This window comes from Geobacillus stearothermophilus ATCC 12980, from assembly GCF_030369615.1.
GTDB lineage: Bacteria > Bacillota > Bacilli > Bacillales > Anoxybacillaceae > Geobacillus > Geobacillus stearothermophilus.
This window is the reverse complement of sequence record NZ_CP128494.1, coordinates 891,107-907,599: the sequence shown is the minus strand read 5'-3', so window position 1 is coordinate 907,599 and position 16,493 is coordinate 891,107. Positions and strand designations below refer to the sequence as shown.

Sequence of the window (16,493 nt, the reverse complement as noted above, 5' to 3'; positions counted from 1 at the left end):
TTGCAATTTCTGCAATGGGCCGGTAAAGTTATGAATGGACGATGATCGCAAGGAGGACCGTACATGATCCAGCGTTTTATCGAACTTGGCGAAGGCTATTCCGATATATATGAGCTGATGGAGCTGGCGCGCGCCAACCGCCACCGTTTATCCGGCTTTTTTGCTTTCCATACGGTGAAAAAAGGCCAGGCGGTCGTCTCCTTGGTTGTTGTGCTCCACCCAACCGACCCGGGCGACTTTCAACCGCTTTACATTTGCCGTGAAGGTGTTCCCGATCCCTCCGTCAAACCGAACAAACGGTACGATTTGTTTGCGGAAACCGCGAAAGAGCTTGGCTTTGGCGTCATCCATCTCGACGTCAAGCCGTCAACGATGTTCGCGGAACTCGACTTATATTATCAGCACTTAATCGGCATTATGCGAATGAACCGCTTCATCCCGCCGCTCCAATAGCCAAAAAAAGAGCAGGGCTAAGGCCCGCTCTTTTCTTTCATCCAAGCGGATACGGGGAGTCTTTCTCTTTCTCCCCTTTCGATTCAAACTCCAGCTTTAAAAACGGACGATACGACGGCTCAACGAGTTTGACGAACGGGAGCGCCGCCAGTTTTTTCATCACATGGTCGACTTGCTCCATGTCGCAGTACAGAACGGCATATTTCAGCCGCTTTGAAATATAGTGAATGTTGCCGAATTTGCGCAGCTGCTTCCCGTATTTCAATGAATGAAGCCAAACGATAATCCCTTGCCGTTTTGGAAACATAGTCCTTTCCCCTTTTTCTATGCTCGGCAGCCGCAGCCTCCGCCGGATCTGCAGCCGCCGGAACAGCCGGCTGACAGGAAGTACGGGTTCCCGGTCGGCACTTTGACATGTTCCGAGACAGCCTTGCCGATCAACACGCTAATGTCATCAAGCAGCTGTTGCAGCGCTTTTTCCGACTCTTTAAAGGCGGCCACCGTCTCATGCAAATCAAGCTCCCGTTTCGCCTCACGCACTTCTTTCATCACGTTGCGGTAATCGGGATGGTATTTGCCGAAGCGCTGCACCTCCTCATACCGCTCTTTCAGCTTGACGAAACGGGCGATCAGCTGCTGAGCGCGGCGGTCTTGTTTGAGCCGCCGAAACGCGCGGCGGTATTCATCCGCCACCTCCGACTCGACAACCATTTTCGCCAACGATTCTGCTTTATCCAAAATCTCGATGCGCTCGAGAGTAGCGATCCTCACAAATATAGCACCTCCATCTTTCATCATACCATGAATAAAAGGAAAATGGAAAGGGAGGAGATCATGAAGGAAAAGAAGAGCGCAAAAAAAGACTATCCGAAGGCAGAAAGAGACTCTGCCGGATAGCCTTGTCTCCTGTCGAGCTTTACGGGATCGTCACTTCAAATTCATGCATCATGCCGGTCATCTTTCCATCGTTATAGACGAGCTCAAGGCGGATCATATGCTTTCCGCTTGGCAGGCCGCGCACGATAAAGGCGGCCGTATACACTTCCGTCATTTTCTGTCCATTGAGATACACGTTGATATGGCCGCCCCCCTCTCCTTTGCGAAACGGAAATTGCGCGGCCAAACATTCCACGAGCACGTCATGCCCTTTCACTTCATATTTGACATGCCATGGGTGATTCGCTGTCGGCGCATGAACAGCGGCCGCTGCCGTCTCCGGCCGTCCGCCGGCATACGCCCATAACAGCACCACACACCCGAACCATACAAGCCATTTCGGCAAAGGCATCACTCCCTTTCAGAGCTAGTCTTTGCCGTTTGCCGCCAAATTAGTCGCGCAGCGCTTTAAACATTTGCCACATGAGAGAGGCCATCTGCAACGATTGGGAAATTTTTTCTACTTTATCGGGGATCGTCTGCCCGTAATGGCGCAAGGCGGCCAACTGGAGCGCCGACAGCTCGTGCGGACGGCGAGCGAGCAGCCGGTACCAGCGCGGCTGTTCACGAACAAACGCGCGCAACATCGGGTTTGCCTGCACATATTGCCATACATCTCTTCTCATTGCTACCACCCTTTAGTCTTGGCGAAACGAAAACGGATGCTCCTCTTTGTTGGGCCGTTGCGGACTGGCTCCTTGAAATTCAGACAGAATGCCCTGGATCGCAGCGAGGGCCTGTTGGACGCTTGCCAAGTGTTTTTGCACTTCTGCCGCGTCAAGCTGTCCAAGCATCGCCGCGAGCTTATCAAGCCATTTGCTTGCTCCCTTTTCCTCTCTTTTCTCCTTGCCGCCTGCGTCTCGGTACGGTTCCCATATGTCGTCATCCTCTCCGAACAAGTACCAGTCCTCATACACTTGCTTCCACGTCTTTTTGCCGCTGCGCACCTCTTGAATGAGTTTCGGGTGTTTTTTGACAAACTGTTTGAACTGTTCAACGGAAGGATGCAGAGGCTTGGCCATAACCGTTTTCATCCCTTTCATCCACTCATGCCTATCTGCCATATCATATCGCTCCCAGCAGGCAAAGGTGCGCCCAAATTTTCATAGCGGCGTCAGGAAATTTTGCGTATAATAATCGGCATAAACGCCGACGCCAAGGTGGGTAAATTCCGCATTCAGCATAATTTCCCGGTGCTTTTGGCTGTTCAGCCACCCAACCGTCGCCTCGACGCCATCTACTTGATGAGCGGCAATATTTTCCCCAGCGAGCTGAAATGAAACGCCCAAGGCGCCAAGCCGTTTGGATAAATCGCCGTATTGCGGCGATTCATGAGAGAAGAACTGGTGGTCATGCATATCCTGGCTATGCTTGGCGGCAGCCATGGCGGCTTTGCTGTCCCAGACAAGGGGGGGGAGCTCATGACGGCGGCGGATCAAGTTCGTCCAGTCAAAAATTTGCTTCGCATTGGCCGCATCGACCTGCCGCTGTTCTTTCTCTGACAACGGGGTAGCCGCGGGCAGGCGGCCGCGGTACACAAGCTCATACGGCCGCAGTTTCACAAACGTTTCTGCGTCCATGAGGCGAACAGCGGCCACACGGCCGGTAAACCGGTCGATGTACAGCTGGGCATACGCCTCTCCCACTTTAACGACCGGTCTTGAGGAATAATCTTGTTCCGACAGCTCAAACCGGTACGTCCCGCTGTTTAGTGTAATCTTAATGTTGGACAGGACGGGCATCGTTTGGAAAATCGTCTGCAGACGCTGGCCAATCGCAAACGGCTCGACGTTCACCTTTTCCCCGCCGACTAAAGCCGTGACGATTTTGCCGCCAAGCACCCCGATTTGGAAATACGATTCAGGGCGGCGGCTGTACACCCACCAATCGTAGCCATAAGCTGACGGATCAATTCGATCCGGCGCGCCGAACTGCTTTTCCGCCTCTTGCGCCGGCCGGCCGATCAACACAGCGACGCCGGCGGTTGCTTTCGGTTCTTTCAGCGTGTATCCATTTGTTTTGGGCTGCTCCGGAGGGCTTTGCGGCGGCGGACTCGGCACAAAATAGTAAAACCCGATCAATAAGAACAAAAAAAGAAAAAACCATTTCACACGGCAACTCCCGCTTTCTGCAACAATCTCCTTATTGCCATTATAGCCGTTTTTCACAGGCAAAAAAAAGGGGCGTCCAAAAAGACCGCCCTTCCCTTCAAGAAACAATGTCTGTCCGTATTCAGTCAATGGACGCGATGTTGTTCAGAAATCTCGCTAAGCGCACGGCCGGCGCTCTCATCCGAATAACGGTTCGTCGCCAAGTCGCCGAGGGCAACGATGCCGACTAAACGGCCGCCTTCAACGACCGGGAGACGGCGAATTTGATGGCGCGCCATGATGTCCGCCGCTTTTTGCACGGAATCGTCCGGCGACACCGTCACCAGCTCGCGGCTCATCACTTCGGTCACCGCCGTTGAACCCGGATGTTTTTCCGCGATGCCGCGCACGACTAAATCGCGGTCCGTAATCATTCCGACGAGGCGGCCTTGATCGACGATCGGAATGGCGCCAACATTAAATTCACGCATTTTTACAGCCACTTCATACATGTTGTCAAGCGGGGTGCAATATTGTACATCCGTCGACATGATGTCCCGAACCGTTTGCATTGTCCGTCTCTCCTTTCTGCTTTTATTGTGCATCCGGCAGCGAGAAAAAATGCAAGCAAAACAGAAACAATGGCAAACAATTCGTTGAAATGCAAACCGTTTTCGTACTATTATAAATGAGGGGACGATTTCCTTTTTGGCGCTTTACATACCTGCGTTGTTAGGAGGAAGAAACATGAAATTTGACAATAGCGGTCTTGAAAATCAAACGGTTGAACTGTCCCTCCTTGATGACATCATGGCGCGCCACGGTTTTGTACGCGCGGCGCAGTGGGATTACGAACGGGTCACATACGACCGGAAATACGTGATTAAAGAGGGAACATACTATTTGCGTGTTCAAGGGTACGCGATCGAAGGGGATGTCGACTCGCGCTATGCACTCATTAAACTGCTCACACCGATTTTAGGGAAACATTACTATCCGCATGGCGTTGAATATGGCGAAGATGAGCATTTTCCATCTTCCCTTGTCGGCCAATGCCAAAAAGTATTGGAGCAAGTCAAACGCGAAATTGAAAAGACGAAAGAGTAAAGAAAAAACGCATGAGAGCTCTTTTCTCATGCGTTTTTACGTCGCGACAAGCCGTTTGACCGTCACATCGACCGACTCGGCGCTGTATGGCGTCATCGCGGCGATCTCCTCAGCAATTTGCTGCTGCAGCTGCCGGCAAACCGCGAGTACCGACGCCCCATACCGGACGGATAGCTTCACGCTGATGCGGCAGCGGTCCTCTTGTGAAACAGCTACAAATATTTCGCAATCGTCCATTACAACGTCTTCCCATTCCCGCACACACATCATGACAATCGTCAACAGCGTCGCTTCTACGGCGCTCCGCTTCCGATGCCGGAACGTCTTCACCGCACTCCCCCCCCCCCGCAGCGTATGAGCTATTTTTGTTATGTTATGCGATCCGGCCGGCCGATGCCACTTGCCTCTAAAATCCGAGCACTGCTTTAATCAGCGAGGTCGTCTGCCCACCCGGGTACAGGACGTAAAGAAGCAAATACACGATGACCCCCGTCGAAGCGCTGCCGAACCAAATAATGCTCGTCACCGGCCCAAGCCGGCGATGGCGGGAGCGGCTGTCTTTCAGCCCCGTCCAGATCGTCACAAGGCCAAATACGGCTCCCACTGTCGCCAACATGATATGGAAAATAAGAAACACCGTATAATAGACTTTGACATTCTCCGGTCCGCCGAAGCTCGTATTGCCAATAAACAACGTCCGCGACATGTAAATGATAAAAAACAACAGCGCAAAGACGGCGGCGGCCAACATCACCTTTTTATGCGCTTCCGTCCGTTTGCGGCTGATCAAATACCAGCCGTAAGCAACAAGCAAAGCGCTGATCACGATGCAACTTGTGCTGATCGTCGGTAAAATCGCCATCCGTTCTCTCCCTTTCCTTTCAACTCATCCCCTTGCAGCCAACACCGGTTTACAATTTCGTCGGCCGCGGCTCCATACCCATGTTCGGTTCTTTTTCCCGCTCTTTCCGATACCATTCGCTGAAAACAACGAACAGCATGATCCCGTATACGATTTCTTGAATAATTTTCATCAATACCCCGCCGAGCTGTTGGTCATGAAACGGCGACATCGACAAGAACATTTGCGGGCCTGTCAAATCAAGCGACGCCAAAGTCCCTTGCGGCACGCAAAGCGCCAAAGAAGCCATCCATGCCTTCGGGTCGGTGTACGTCGCATAAAGCGGCGTGTCCGTAAAAATGATCAGCGCGCAAGCCGGCGTCAACAGCATACCATTGGCGAAAATGTAGCCCATTTTTTTCAATCCCGACAACGTTTGCCAATCAGGCAGCTTGTTGACAAGCGGCCACCACATGCAAAACGCGGCGACAAAAATGACCGTAGTGACGACAGCGTGCAAAATCATATTCATTTTAACGGTGTCAAAAATCATCGGCACATGGTAAAGCGAAAACAAGCCGTTAAACAGCAGTAGAGCGATGACCGGCTTCGTCAGCAGCTGAAACGGGCGGCGCACCGCGGCGAAACGGAAGAGGCGCTCATACAGCGGCGCCGGAATGCCTAAAATGAAACATTGCGGCACGATCAAATACAGCACCGCCATTTGCACCATATGAGCAGTAAACGATAAATGGCCGAGCAGATCAAGCGGCGAACCTTTGCATACGTAAAGGAGCGCGATGCCGACCAAAAAGTACGCCTTCTGTTTGCCCGGAACCGGATCATCAAGGCCAAAGCGCTGCCGCCATGGCCCGGTGATCCCAATGTACAGCAACGCAACCGCCGCTAACACAAGCAAAAAAAACGGACTCCAAAGGGCGACGGGGCCAAACATTTGCAGCGATTGAAACATACGAATCCCCTCCTGATTTGTCCTTTCCCATTATACTACACGACGCCGCGCCAAGGCTATTGAAAAAGGGGAAACCGGCGCAAAACCGATTCCCCCTTTTCTTACCACCAAATAACTGTTGTAAACGCCCAAACAAGTAGAAGCATAACCGCCACACCGCCGTAAATAAACATCGCCGGGAATTCGTGGCCTTTATGGCTCATATGCATGAAATAATAAAGCTGGAACGCCACTTGCACAGCGGCAAGCAACAAAATAAACGGAACGACAAACCAATGGGAAAACTCTTCGTAACCAACGGCGGCGAAGGCAATGAGCGTCAACAAAATCATCAAAACGAATGCAATCAGTTGATGGCGCATCTCTTCCGCATTTTTGCGGCGACGGTATGCCAAATCGACGCGTTCATTTCCGGAGTTCGTTTGGTTCGCCATACGTTCACCCCACCATTCCCATTAAATATACGACGGTAAAAATGAACACCCAGACGACGTCGATAAAGTGCCAATAAAGGCTCGCGACGTAAAACTTCGGGGCATTATATAAGTTTAACCCGCGCTTGGCATTGCGAATCATCAATGTTAAAATCCAAAGCAATCCAAACGCAACGTGGGCGCCGTGCGTGCCGACGAGCGTGTAAAAGGCGGACGCGAAGGCGCTCGTCGTAAACTTATGGCCTTCATGCACATATTCATTGAACTCGTAAATTTCCAAGCCCAAAAAGCCGGCGCCAAGCAAAACGGTAATGCCAAACCAGAGCTGCATCTTTTTAAAATCAAAGTTTTTCATATGATAAATGGCATACACGCTCGTCAAGCTGCTGGTTAGCAGCAGCATGGTCGCCATAAATACGATCGGCATTTGGAACAGCTCCTCTGCCGAAGGGCCGCCGTTCGTTTTGTCTTTGAGCGCCAAATAGGTGGCAAAGAGAGAGGCGAACAGCACCGTCTCTCCGCCTAAAAACAGCCAAAAACCGAGAAACTTGTTTTTCCCTTCAAGGGTGGCGCGTTCCGGCGCCGCCGGAAACGTCTCGGCTGTCAGTTTTTCTTCCGCATGCATCAGGCGTTCGCCCCCTTCTTCTCAAGCTCAAGCACTTCTTCTTTATGGATATGGAAGCCATGGTCATCGATCACCGAACGCAGCAACATCGAACCGAGTGTGATCAGCAGGCCGAGAATGCCGACCGGCAAGCCCCATCCGGCGTCATTATGGTACGTAAAGCCGAATGCTGCAACAAACAGTCCAAACGAAATGACAAACGGCAAGAACGACGAATTGGGCATATGAATGTCACCAAGCGGTTCAGCCGGCGTCAATTCTTTTTTGCCTTCCATTTTTTCGAGCCAGAAAGCATCAAGCCCGCGGACGAGCGGCGTTTGAGCGAAGTTGTACACCGGCGGCGGCGAAGCGATCGCCCATTCGAGCGTGCGGCCGTCGCCCCATGCATCCCCCGCCGCTTTTTCGCCTTTTACCGTCGTAATCACAATGTTAATAAGTAAAATAACCGTCGCGGCTGCCATAAAGAATGCCCCAACCGTGCTGATCAAGTTGCCGGTTTCCCATCCTTGGTTCGGCAAATACGTAAAGACGCGGCGCGGCATCCCCATCAAGCCGAGGAAGTGCTGGATAAAGAATGTCAAATGGAAACCGATAAAGAACAGCCAGAACGTCATTTTGCCGAGCGTTTCATTCAGCATGCGGCCAAACATTTTCGGCCACCAATAATGCGTGCCGGCAAGCAAAGCGAACACAACCCCACCGACAATGACGTAATGGAAGTGCGCAACAACAAAATAGCTGTCATGGTATTGATAATCCGCCGCCGCCGACGCCAACATGACCCCGGTCACCCCGCCCATGACGAACGACGGAATAAACGCCACCGCATAATGCATTGGCGTCGTAAATTTGATGCTTCCGCCCCACATCGTAAACAGCCAGTTAAAAATTTTCACCCCGGTCGGCACCGCAATCGTCATCGTTGCGACAGAAAAGATGGCGTTCGCAATCGGTCCCATCCCGACGGTGAACATATGGTGCGCCCACACCATGAAGCCTAAGAACGCGATGAGCACGGTCGCAAACACCATTGACGAATAACCGAATAGGCGTTTGCGCGAGAACGTCGCGAAAATTTCCGAGAAAATACCGAATGCCGGCAAAACAAGAATGTAAACTTCCGGATGTCCAAACACCCAGAATAAGTGCTCCCAGATAATCGTATTACCACCGGCAGCGGGGTTAAAGAAGTTGCCGCCAAACAACCGGTCCATCATCATGAAAATCAAAGCAACCGTCAGCGGCGGGAATGCAAACAAGATAAGCGCCGACGTTACAAACGTCGCCCATGTGAACATCGGCATGCGCATAAACGTCATGCCCGGAGCGCGCATGTTGATGATCGTGACAAGGAAGTTAATCCCGCCTATCAACGTTCCAATACCGGAAATTTGCAATCCGAGCGTGTAAAAGTCGACACCGTGGTGCGCTTTCGAATCGAGCGCTAGCGATGCGTACGACGTCCAACCGGCGTCCGGCGCGCCTCCTAAAAACCACGAACAGTTTAAAAACAGGCCGCCGAAGAAAAAGAGCCAAAATCCGAGCGCGTTCAAGAACGGGAACGCAACGTCGCGCGCGCCGATCTGCAGCGGCACGACTGCGTTCATAAAGGCGAAAACAAGCGGCATCGCAGCCAAGAAAATCATCGTCGTTCCATGCATCGTCAGCACTTGGTTATACAAGCCGCCGACAAGGAAATCGTTGTTCGGCTTCGCGAGCTGAATGCGGATGAACAGCGCCTCAAGACCGCCAAGCAGGAAGAAAAATCCTCCGGCGATTAGATACAGATGGGCGATTTTTTTATGATCGACTGTTGTCAAGTAATCCCATAAAACGGCGCCGACACCCTTTTTGCGAGTGATCGTACTCACAGTGAAACCTCCCTTTTATACCTTATTCCACTTTTAAGCTCATTAAATATTTCGTCAACGCATCAATCTGCTCTTCTGTCAGTTCGCCATATGTACCTGTCATTTTGTTTCCAGGCTTTATGCTTTCGGGATCACGCAGCCATCTTTTCAAGTTTTCTTCATTGTGTTCTAAAATGCCGGCAATTCGTTCGCGATCGCCAAAGTTCGCCAAGTTCGGCGCTGTGCGTGCCTGTTCCGGACGCTTGTCTACCGGCGACACGGCATGGCAGCCGATACAGCTTTTGTTGAAAATCGCCTCGCCTTGTTTGGCAACCGGATCCGTCACAACCGGTTTTTTTGCATTTTGCATTTTTTCGACCCAAGCATCAAACTCCGTGCGCGGCAACGGACGCACTTTGAAATCCATCAAGGCATGCGACGGCCCGCAAAGCTCCGCACATTTGCCGTAAAAGACGCCGCCGGCTTTATCTGTCGCTTCTTGGTCAAAGACAAGCCAGAACTGGTTTTTGTTGTCCGTATTTGTATCCATTTTTCCACCGACCGCCGGAATCCAGAACGAGTGTTTGACATCCGACGCGACCAAGTTGAAATACACTTTTTCATTCGTCGGCACGACTAAATCTTGGCTCGTAATAATGCCGTAATCCGGGTACTCAAACTCCCACCAATACAAGTTGGCGCGCACGTTGACCACAACCGTGTCTTTATCACGGTTCTTGTCATTCATCGGCTTGACATCCGCCAGCTTAAACGTCGCCGATACCGTCGGCACCGCCAAAATCAGCAAGAGGATGATTGGAATGACAGTCCAAATAATTTCTAGTTTATGGCTTCCTTCCACTTGCTTCGGAATTTTGTTTTCTTCCCCCTTGCGCCGCCGGAAGCGGATGACAACATAGACGAAAATAATCGCTACAACGACAATGACGAGCACCATGATCGACGTGCTCAGCAACATGAGCGAGTACTGCATGTCCGCTACTTCGCCGGCAGGCTGGAGCGTCGACAAAAACGGCTTGCCGCAGCCGGCGAGCAACAGCGCCATCATTCCAAACAAAGAAAGTAAGCGCCAGTTACGCAGCCCTTTGTTCATAGCCTAATCAAACCCCTCTTTCTTTGATGTAGAAATATATACAAATTCTTTCATGATGAAAGAGATGAAAGAATTTCAAACGTTTACCATAAGGTGGCGATCACCATCGCCACGAATAGAATTGTCAAATAGTTGAGCGAATAGACGAACATCCATTTCGCCCACTTTAAGTCATCTTTCATTTTCAAGCCCCACAGCCCCAAAAACAGCCAGCCGATGTTCAGCAGCGTCGCGACCGTTAAAAACGGCGCGCCGAGCGAGAACAAATAAAACGGCAGCGGCAGCAAACAGGCCACCCAGACGATGATTTGCCGTTTTGTCATGGCGAAGCCGTGAACGACCGGCAGCATCGGAATGCCGGCAGCCCGGTACTCCTCGCACCTCTTCATCGCCAACGCCAAAAAATGCGGCGGCTGCCATAAAAACATGATCAAAAAGAGAACAAGCGGGACGACATGGAAACTTGGGTCAACCGCGGTCCAGCCGATCACCGGCGGCACGGCGCCGGAAATGCTGCCGACGACAGTGTTGAGCGTATAATGGCGCTTCGTCCAAAGCGTATAGAAAAAGACGTACGTCACCATGCCAATGAGCCCGACCACCGCTGCCGTAACCGTTGTTATGAGCAAGCTCATCGTGCCGACGGCGACCAGGGCAACTCCGAGCCAAAGTACGCGCCGCGGCTCCATCGTTCCAGTTACCGTCGGCCGCACTTTCGTCCGCTCCATATATTGATCGATGTCGCGGTCAATGTAGTTGTTAATGGCGCATGAACCTGCGATGACAAGCGCTGCCCCAAACAGCGTGAAAAAAACAAGATGCAGGTTCTCCAAAAAGTGTTCCCCAGTAAAATAAAACGCCAGCCACATCCCGGCGAACGTCGTAATCAAATTCGAATTGACGATTCCGATTTTCACAACAGACGATAACTCTCTCCAAACTGTCTTGACGCTCACATGCGAGCGATGACCGGCATCGGCCGCATCCTGGTGCACCGCTTTCAATTCGGCCATGTCTCCTGTTCCTCCTCATTGCGCCGCCCGGCGGGCAGACGCCGTGATCTTGGCTCCAATGCCCGAAATACGAAAACAAAAAAACAAAAGAACTAGGCAGGTTTATTTCTCTATATATTAAATCACATTTTTTTCTCATCATGTGAACTTTTTTTGAATAATTTGTGTCAAATTTTTGAATCCGTTAGGCGAAACCGGCCCGTTTGCCTATCCCATTAATATTTCTAGTAAACTTAATCGACTTATTCAATATGCAAAGTGTGAGTAAAATATTTGTGGGTGACATTCCGAAATGATCCCCGACGAGGGTTGCGAACTTTTGTTCGCGACGCTCGTCGGGGCCACCAAGCGAAGCGCGGTAGAAAAAAGCAAATGTCATGCAAAAAGGACTCTCTCCCTGCTATGATGGTGATGACCAACATCCATAAAACAGGAGGGAGAGAGTCCATGAAACATCTTACCACGTCATTTTGTGTTTCCGGTGGTCATCGTGTAAAATAGATTTGGTTTGGAACATCGTTGGCCGTTATCAACTGCACCACTTTTTACTAAATATGGACAAAATCATAATTCCTCAATACAAGAAGGTGAAGATTTTGCAACGTTCATTAAAATGGTTTGCGGCCGCGACAACCGTGGTCATGCTGTTTGTGCTGATCGGCGGAGCGCTCGTGACGAAAACCGGCTCCGGCATGGGGTGCGGCCGATCATGGCCGCTGTGCAACGGCCAGTGGGTGCCGGATGACATTACGCCTGAACTGGTCATTGAGCTGAGCCATCGCCTTGTCTCCGGGCTTGCCGGCATCATGGTGCTCATTCTTTCCGTTTGGGCATGGCGGGTCATCGGCCATATGCGGGAGACAAAGTTTTTGGCAGTCGTCTCATTCGTTTTTCTCGTCCTGCAAGGATTAATCGGCGCCGCCGCGGTCGTCTGGGGGCAGTCCGATTTTGTGTTGGCCCTGCATTTCGGCATTTCGCTCATCTCATTTGCCGCTGTGCTGCTGTTGACGCTGCTCATTTTTGAAGCGGACAAAACGTTTTCCGCCGTCTCGCTTACGCTTGACAGGCCGATGCGCGTTCATATTTACGGGATCATTATTTACTCGTACATTGTCGTCTATACCGGGGCGCTCGTCCGCCATACGAACGCCAGCCTCGCCTGTCCAAGCTGGCCGCTGTGCGCGAAAACGCGTCCTTTCCCGGTGCAGTTTCACGAATGGGTGCAAATGGGCCATCGGCTGGCGGCGGGGCTGATCGTCATCTGGATCGCCATCGCGGCGCTGCACGCCATCCGTCATTACCGAAGCCAACCGGTTATCTACTATGGATGGATCATTGCTCTTTTTCTCGTCCTCGCCCAGATGACAACTGGGGCGCTCGTTGTGTTCACTCAGTTGAACTTATACGTGGCTCTGGCGCACGCGTTTTTTATCTCCTGCCTGTTCGGCGTGCTCAGCTACTTGCTGCTCTTGGCGCTGCGCACCCGCCGTGCGCCGGGAAAAACGATGGCTCACCCGCCCGAGGAAACAGCGCCAACCGTGCTGAAATGGCGGTAATCCGCTGCAGAGAAAAAGGGATGCCCACAAAAACGCGGACATCCCTTTTTCATTATTTGGATAGCTCAATCAGCAAGTCGCCCGCCTGAATGGCATCGCCGCTTTTGACGTAAATGTCTTTGACAATGCCAGCAAACGGCGCCTGCACCGTCGTTTCCATTTTCATCGCTTCCGTGACCATCAAATGGTCGCCTTTATCCACTTTCTCCCCTTTTTCGACAAGCACTTTCACAACCGTACCCGGCATCGTCGCCGCAATATGGTTCGGATTCGTCCGGTCGGCCTTGATGCGCTCAGCAACGGCCGCTTTGATGCTCTCATCGCGGATGATGACTTCGCGCGGCTGGCCGTTCAGCTCGAAGTAGACGACGCGCGTGCCATCGGCCTGCGGTTGGCCGATCGACACGAGCTTGACGATGAGCGTTTTGCCGCGTTCAATCTCCACTTCAATTTCCTCGCCGAGGCGCATGCCGTACAGGAACGTCGGTGTATCGAGCACGGAAATATCGCCGTATTTTTCGACCGTGTCGGCATATTCTAAAAACACTTTCGGATAAAGCGCATAGGCAATGGCGTCAAAGTCGGTCACTTCGCGGCCGAGCTTGTCATGCAGCTCCCGCTTGATTTGCTCGAAGTCAACCGGCTCAAGCAGCTCACCCGGGCGGACGGTGATCGGTTCGCGCCCTTTCAAAATGATGCGCTGCAGCTCTTTCGGAAATCCGCCGTGCGGCTGTCCTAAATAGCCTTCGAAAAACTCGACGACCGAATCCGGGAAGTTGAGCGTTTCGCCGCGCTCAAAAATGTCTTGTTCGGTCAAGTTGTTTTGCACCATATACAGCGCCATGTCGCCGACGACTTTCGATGATGGCGTCACTTTGACGATATCGCCGAACAAGTCGTTCACACGGCGGTACATTTCTTTCACTTCATCCCAGCGGTCGCCGAGGCCGACCGCTTTCGCTTGCTGCTGCAAATTGCTGTATTGGCCGCCCGGCATCTCGTGCATGTATACTTCCGTATGCGGGGCGTTCATGCCGCTTTCAAACTCCTGATAAAACTTGCGCACATCTTCCCAATAGCGGGCCAACTGCTCCAAGCCATAAATGTCAACTTCCGGCGCCCGCTCCGTTCCTTCCAACGCATAGTAGAGCGTATTAGCGCTCGGCTGCGACGTCAAGCCGGCCATCGAGCTGACGGCGACATCAACAATGTCCACACCCGCTTCAATCGCTTTGGCGTACGTGTAAATGCCGTTGCCGCTCGTATCGTGCGTATGCAAATGGATCGGAATATCGACCGTTTCCTTAAGCGCGGAAATGAGTACGTACGCCGCCTGCGGCTTCAAAAGCCCTGCCATATCTTTAATGCCCAAAATGTGCGCTCCGGCTTGCTCGAGCTCTTTGGCGAGCGACTTGTAATAGTCCAAGTTGTACTTCGGCCGGCTCGGGTCCAAAATGTCGCCGGTGTAGCAAATGGCGGCCTCGGCGATTTTACCACTTTGCCGGACGGCATCGATCGCCACCGTCATTCCTTTCACCCAGTTTAAGCTGTCAAAAATGCGGAAGACATCGATGCCGGCTTGCGCTGATTTGTCGACGAACTCGCGGATGACGTTGTCGGGATAGTTTTTATACCCCACGGCGTTGGCCGAACGAAGCAGCATTTGGAACAGCACGTTCGGGATGCGCTCGCGCAGCTTGAGCAGCCGATCCCACGGATCTTCTTTCAAAAAGCGGTACGCCACATCAAACGTCGCTCCGCCCCACATCTCAAGCGAGAACAAATTCGGCAGCAAGCGCGCCGTCGGTTCGGCGATGCGCAGCATGTCGATCGTGCGCACGCGCGTCGCCAACAGCGACTGATGGGCGTCGCGGAACGTCGTATCAGTGAGCAGGACGCGCGGCTGTTCTTGAATCCAGCGAATGAGCCCCTCGGCGCCGCGTTCGTCCAACATTTGCTTCGTTCCGGCCGGGATCGGTTCGGTTTCGCTCAATTTCGGCACGCGCGGCTTGTCAAACACCGGCTTTTTCTTTTTGCCGATTCCAGGGAAGCCGTTGACCGTCACCGTGCCGATGTAGGTGAGCATTTTCGTCCCGCGGTCTTTCCGACGCGGAAACACAAACAATTCCGGCGTTGTGTCAATGAACGATGTATCATATTCCCCTGACAAAAACTTCGGATGCTGCACGACATTTTCCAAAAACGGGATGTTCGTTTTAATGCCGCGAATGCGGAATTCGCGCAAGTTGCGCAGCATTTTTCTGGCCGCCTGCTCAAACGTCAACGCCCATGTCGACACTTTCACGAGCAGCGAATCGTAATACGGCGTAATAACCGCTCCTTGGAAGGCATTGCCGGCGTCCAAGCGCACGCCAAAACCGCCGCCTGAGCGGTACGCCATAATTTTTCCCGTATCCGGCATAAAGTTGTTGAGCGGGTCCTCAGTCGTCACCCGCGACTGAATCGCATAGCCGTTAATGCGGATGTCTTCCTGCTTTGGAATGCCGACTTCCGGGCTGTGGAGTGAAAAGCCGTCGGCGATTAAAATTTGCGACTGGACGATGTCAATCCCCGTGATCATTTCGGTGATCGTATGCTCGACTTGGATGCGCGGATTGACCTCAATGAAATAAAATTCATCGCCTGAGACAAGGAACTCAACCGTACCGGCGTTGACGTAGCCGACGCTTTTCATCAGTTTAACCGCCGCTTCACAAATGCGCTGGCGCAGCTCGTCCGACAGCGAGACGCTCGGCGCAACCTCAACGACTTTTTGGTGGCGGCGCTGCACCGAGCAGTCACGTTCGTAAAGATGGACAATGTTTCCTTCATGGTCGCCCAAAATTTGCACTTCAATGTGCTTTGGCTTTTCGATTAGCTTTTCGACATAGACGTCATCGCTGCCAAATGCCGCCTTCGCCTCTGATTTGGCGCGTTCAAACGCTTCTTTCACTTCAGACTTGGAACGGACGATGCGCATGCCGCGTCCGCCGCCGCCCAGCGCCGCCTTGATGATGAACGGATATCCGTGCGTTTCGGCAAAGCGGACGACATCCTCAAGGCCGCCGACCGGTCCGTCGCTGCCCGGGATGACCGGAATGCCCACTTTCATGGCCGCATGGCGCGCTTTTACCTTGTCGCCAAACATGTCGAGGTGATCCTCGTTTGGGCCGATGAAAATAATCCCTTCCTCGCGGCACCGTTTCGCAAATTGGATATTTTCCGACAAAAACCCATACCCCGGATGGATGGCATCAACGTCGTGAGCTTTGGCGATTTCGATGATGCCCTCGATGTCCAAATACGCTTCAATCGGCTTTTTCCCTTCGCCGACCAAATACGCTTCATCCGCCTTATAGCGGTGGTACGAACCGACATCTTCCTTCGAGTAAATGGCTACAGTGCGGATGCCGAGCTCCGTGCAGGCGCGGAAGACGCGAATGGCGATCTCCCCGCGGTTGGCTACAAGTACTTTGTGAATTCGTCTTGTCCTCATCGTCT

General features: G+C 52.4%; 19 protein-coding genes. 3 read left to right on the top strand and 16 right to left on the bottom strand.

Going from position 1 to position 16,493, the window contains the following annotated elements; all coding sequences use genetic code 11:
* Positions 1-63: 63 nt before the first annotated feature.
* Complete coding sequence (locus QSJ10_RS04940; protein ID WP_033010264.1) at positions 64-453, top strand: DUF7147 family protein; 390 nt, start codon at positions 64-66, stop codon at positions 451-453.
* 37 nt (positions 454-490) lie between these two features.
* Here the strand turns inward: QSJ10_RS04940 and QSJ10_RS04935 are convergent, their stop codons facing one another.
* The 7 genes from QSJ10_RS04935 to QSJ10_RS04905 form a co-directional block, all read right to left on the bottom strand.
* Entirely contained in the window at positions 491-760 is a 270-nt protein-coding gene (locus QSJ10_RS04935) for a YlbG family protein (RefSeq protein WP_033016181.1), read from the bottom strand.
* 17 nt (positions 761-777) lie between these two features.
* A complete protein-coding gene (locus QSJ10_RS04930) occupies positions 778-1,224 on the bottom strand; it encodes a YlbF/YmcA family competence regulator (protein ID WP_033010267.1) in 447 nt (148 codons plus the stop codon).
* A 145-nt stretch (positions 1,225-1,369) separates the two neighbouring features.
* A complete protein-coding gene (locus QSJ10_RS04925; RefSeq protein WP_033010268.1) occupies positions 1,370-1,741 on the bottom strand; it encodes a hypothetical protein in 372 nt (123 codons plus the stop codon).
* Between the two features lie 40 nt (positions 1,742-1,781).
* Positions 1,782-2,015, bottom strand: a complete 234-nt coding sequence (locus QSJ10_RS04920) for a YlbE-like family protein (protein ID WP_033010269.1) — start codon at positions 2,013-2,015, stop codon at positions 1,782-1,784.
* A 12-nt stretch (positions 2,016-2,027) separates the two neighbouring features.
* A complete protein-coding gene (locus tag QSJ10_RS04915; RefSeq protein WP_033010270.1) occupies positions 2,028-2,411 on the bottom strand; it encodes a YlbD family protein in 384 nt (127 codons plus the stop codon).
* Between the two features lie 81 nt (positions 2,412-2,492).
* The gene (locus QSJ10_RS04910) at positions 2,493-3,500 is read right to left on the bottom strand and encodes a CAP domain-containing protein (protein ID WP_033016182.1); all 1,008 of its coding nucleotides are present in this window, start codon (positions 3,498-3,500) and stop codon (positions 2,493-2,495) included.
* A gap of 125 nt (positions 3,501-3,625) precedes the next feature.
* Positions 3,626-4,051 (bottom strand): CBS domain-containing protein, encoded by a 426-nt coding sequence (locus QSJ10_RS04905; RefSeq protein ID WP_033010272.1) that lies wholly within the window; start codon positions 4,049-4,051, stop codon positions 3,626-3,628.
* A gap of 175 nt (positions 4,052-4,226) precedes the next feature.
* On the opposite strand from QSJ10_RS04905, the gene QSJ10_RS04900 reads away from it, so the two are divergent.
* A complete protein-coding gene (locus QSJ10_RS04900; protein WP_033016183.1) occupies positions 4,227-4,586 on the top strand; it encodes a YugN family protein in 360 nt (119 codons plus the stop codon).
* A 36-nt stretch (positions 4,587-4,622) separates the two neighbouring features.
* Here the strand turns inward: QSJ10_RS04900 and QSJ10_RS04895 are convergent, their stop codons facing one another.
* The 8 genes from QSJ10_RS04895 to cyoE all read right to left on the bottom strand — a co-directional run bounded on the left by QSJ10_RS04895 (position 4,623) and on the right by cyoE (position 11,436).
* On the bottom strand, positions 4,623-4,916 hold the full coding sequence (locus QSJ10_RS04895; protein WP_033016185.1) for an Asp23/Gls24 family envelope stress response protein: 294 nt from the start codon (positions 4,914-4,916) through the stop codon (positions 4,623-4,625).
* 76 nt (positions 4,917-4,992) lie between these two features.
* A complete protein-coding gene (locus QSJ10_RS04890; protein WP_033010275.1) occupies positions 4,993-5,448 on the bottom strand; it encodes a DUF420 domain-containing protein in 456 nt (151 codons plus the stop codon).
* A gap of 49 nt (positions 5,449-5,497) precedes the next feature.
* On the bottom strand, positions 5,498-6,400 hold the full coding sequence (ctaG, locus tag QSJ10_RS04885) for a cytochrome c oxidase assembly factor CtaG (protein ID WP_033016186.1): 903 nt from the start codon (positions 6,398-6,400) through the stop codon (positions 5,498-5,500).
* 101 nt (positions 6,401-6,501) lie between these two features.
* Positions 6,502-6,834, bottom strand: coding sequence for a cytochrome c oxidase subunit IVB (gene ctaF, locus QSJ10_RS04880; protein ID WP_033016187.1), 333 nt, complete (start codon positions 6,832-6,834; stop codon positions 6,502-6,504).
* A 4-nt stretch (positions 6,835-6,838) separates the two neighbouring features.
* The gene (ctaE, locus tag QSJ10_RS04875; protein ID WP_033016188.1) at positions 6,839-7,459 is read right to left on the bottom strand and encodes a cytochrome c oxidase subunit III; all 621 of its coding nucleotides are present in this window, start codon (positions 7,457-7,459) and stop codon (positions 6,839-6,841) included.
* On the bottom strand, positions 7,459-9,330 hold the full coding sequence (gene ctaD / locus QSJ10_RS04870; RefSeq protein ID WP_033016189.1) for a cytochrome c oxidase subunit I: 1,872 nt from the start codon (positions 9,328-9,330) through the stop codon (positions 7,459-7,461). Before ctaD ends, ctaE begins: the two co-directional genes overlap by 1 nt.
* A gap of 22 nt (positions 9,331-9,352) precedes the next feature.
* The gene (gene coxB / locus QSJ10_RS04865; RefSeq protein WP_033016190.1) at positions 9,353-10,423 is read right to left on the bottom strand and encodes a cytochrome c oxidase subunit II; all 1,071 of its coding nucleotides are present in this window, start codon (positions 10,421-10,423) and stop codon (positions 9,353-9,355) included.
* Between the two features lie 83 nt (positions 10,424-10,506).
* Positions 10,507-11,436 carry a heme o synthase gene (gene cyoE / locus QSJ10_RS04860; protein WP_033016191.1) on the bottom strand — a complete coding sequence of 310 codons (930 nt, stop codon included), beginning with the start codon at positions 11,434-11,436 and terminating at the stop codon, positions 10,507-10,509.
* A 596-nt stretch (positions 11,437-12,032) separates the two neighbouring features.
* Between cyoE and QSJ10_RS04855 the strand changes: the two genes are divergently transcribed.
* The gene (locus QSJ10_RS04855; protein ID WP_033016254.1) at positions 12,033-12,992 is read left to right on the top strand and encodes a COX15/CtaA family protein; all 960 of its coding nucleotides are present in this window, start codon (positions 12,033-12,035) and stop codon (positions 12,990-12,992) included.
* A gap of 52 nt (positions 12,993-13,044) precedes the next feature.
* Here the strand turns inward: QSJ10_RS04855 and pyc are convergent, their stop codons facing one another.
* Positions 13,045-16,488: a pyruvate carboxylase gene (pyc, locus tag QSJ10_RS04850; protein WP_053532139.1), complete on the bottom strand. Its 3,444-nt coding sequence runs from the start codon at positions 16,486-16,488 to the stop codon at positions 13,045-13,047.
* Positions 16,489-16,493: the final 5 nt, after the last annotated feature.